Below are 2,343 nucleotides of genomic sequence, written 5' to 3' on the forward strand. Positions count from 1 at the left end.
TGGTCGTTGTCGAGCCCGGCGCATTCCTCGGCCCGTTCGACCCGGCCGGTCACGAAGTCGAGTCCTCGGCCGGGTAGTGGGGCGACCCAATCGCCGGTCTTGATCTGCTCGGCGACGGGGCGCGGTTCCTCGCGGGGTGGCAACGCCCGCACGTCAAGCATGGGAACGACCACGCCGGTTGCGTTCACAACGAAGTCGGGACAGGTCACGTCGCCGCCCCGTGCCGGCGGGCGGGAAACCAGTTGTCGGCGCGGGCGAGGTACCACCGGCGCGCCTGTCGGATGATGGCCCCGCGATGGGCGACTTCTCGCCCGTTATGGTGCTCCGCAGGGGGAGGGTTCGGCGACATCGGGCCCTTCCTTGTTGGACGTTCCACATCCCGGAGGCTCAGTCGGTCGGTACCTGGCGACCTGCGTTGTCAGGAACGCGTCGCTCATCTACCGATCCCAAGAGGCAAGGGCGCAACCGTGAGGGTCGATCCCGTTCCGTGTCCACATGTTTGCGGTGAGTGGTGATTCCTCGCGGCGCCAATGAGGGCGTCATTTCGGGGTCACAAGGGGCGTCAAATCGGTGTCGTAAGTGTGTTCCCACGTCTACCGTGACTCGCATGACGCAACCCAACAGCACGCTTCGCGCGGTCCGCATGGGACTGCTTCTGAGTCAGGACGACATGGCGCGAGCCCTTCGAGAAGCCGGAGAGCGGGCGGGGGAGCCCAACGGATGCAACAAGCGACTCGTGCAGCGCTGGGAGTCCGGCGACGTCGCCTCACCTCGGGCCGTCTACGCACGTGCACTTGAGTCTGTCACCGGCCTTCCCATCGGTGCACTCGGCTTCGCACTGCCCATCCCGATGGCGCGCGTCTCCGAAGACGGTTCAGGCGGGCACGACATGGAACCGGCGGCAACAGGCGTGAGCCCGGCGCGAGGAGGGCCCGCCCCGGACCCACGCGGGGCTGCCGGAGGGACGTACAACGGTGTTTGGCTCAGTCGCTACGAGTATTTCTCCAGCGGTCGATCCGGCTCGTTCCTCGGGCAACACTTCGTGGTCGTCCTCCAACACGGCAACAGGCTCACCGCGCGCAGCCTGCCGGGCTCGTCCGACTCACCACTGACCATGGATCTGGTCGCCGACCGCAACATCGTGACGGGCACATGGACCGAACAGACAGCCGAGGACGGCTACTACCAGGGAGCCCGCTACCACGGCGCGATTCAACTGCTGATCGAACCCACCGGTCGCCGCATGTCCGGAAAGTGGGTCGGATTCGGCAAGGAATTCGACGTGAACACCGGACCGTGGGAACTCGTCTTCAAGGATGCGTCCACGACCAAAGCCACCCTCGCGCAGTACAACCGGCGACCCGAAACCACCCCATGACTCCGACTCGAAGATCCGCGCGTCGCCTGTCCGATCGCAACCCCGGCGTCCGGGTCGGCGCTACGCACGATCTGACGCGTCGTCGTGCGACTCTCGGCCATGCTTGAGCCGCCGGGGGGCACCTCGTGCGCGAACTTCATTACATGACAAGGCAGTTCGTAAATCTGAAAATGCCCCGATCCGCCGGCGGACAGCCAACGAGCCCGCAGGAACTCGCGCTCCGTTCGAGGATCTTGACCCCGTACGGGTCGGGTACGAGGGTGAAGCCCGACCCGCCGTGCTCCGCGGGCACGGGAGCGGGCATGTAGCCGAACGGGGGCTGACCGCCGGGCCACCGGGTAGGTCATGGTCCGCATGGCGGCTTGCGCGCCGGCAGCCCGCTCGTGGATGGACGTTGCTTCGACCTGAGCGGCGAACGCGAACATGGTCATCATGAGTTCGCTGACCGGGTCCAGCGGGTTCCGGAGGTCGAAGATCAAGCGGCCGGTACCGCCGACCCCGTCGGCGAACACGAGCATGATCCGGTGCTCTTTCGCCTACGCGGCAAGGTCGCGCATGTCCGCCATGGACCGGATCGCACGGTCGAAGCGCCAGCACACCAGCGCCGTGAACTCGGACGGCTTGCGCAGCCACGGGCCCAACTCGGGGCGCGCGAACGGGCTGGTTTTCGACGCGCCGACGTCAAGGTCGTAGGCGATCCGGTCGCCGAGGTCGATGCCGAGGGCCGCCGCCGCTCCTTGGCAGGCTTCAAACTGTCGGGCGGGGCTGGTCTGTTTCGTCGGTCAGTACGGAAAGGCGAACCGCGGCGACATCGCGGATGGGGAGGGGAGATGTCCGCGACGTGCTGACCTGTGATGTTGCCGTGACTTCGAGAGTCCCCTGGATGTTCTAGTGACTCTCACTCGGTGGACGGGCTGGGGTGGCGTTGGGTTGGGTGTCCTCAAGCGCCGGACGGGCTGGGGTGG

The 2,343-nt window shown here is 66.6% G+C and carries 2 protein-coding genes; one reads left to right on the forward strand and one right to left on the reverse strand.

Features of this window, described 5'->3' with window-relative positions; genetic code table 11:
- Positions 1-607: 607 nt before the first annotated feature.
- The gene (locus GT354_RS13325) at positions 608-1,378 is read left to right on the forward strand and encodes an XRE family transcriptional regulator (protein ID WP_161356521.1); all 771 of its coding nucleotides are present in this window, start codon (positions 608-610) and stop codon (positions 1,376-1,378) included.
- Between the two features lie 536 nt (positions 1,379-1,914).
- On the opposite strand, the gene GT354_RS56480 is transcribed toward GT354_RS13325, so the two are convergent.
- Positions 1,915-2,094, reverse strand: coding sequence for a hypothetical protein (locus tag GT354_RS56480; protein WP_346012007.1), 180 nt, complete (start codon positions 2,092-2,094; stop codon positions 1,915-1,917).
- Positions 2,095-2,343 lie beyond the last annotated feature (249 nt).

The sequence above is a fragment of the Streptomyces sp. SID3343 genome (genome assembly GCF_009865215.1).
Classification (GTDB): domain Bacteria; phylum Actinomycetota; class Actinomycetes; order Streptomycetales; family Streptomycetaceae; genus Embleya.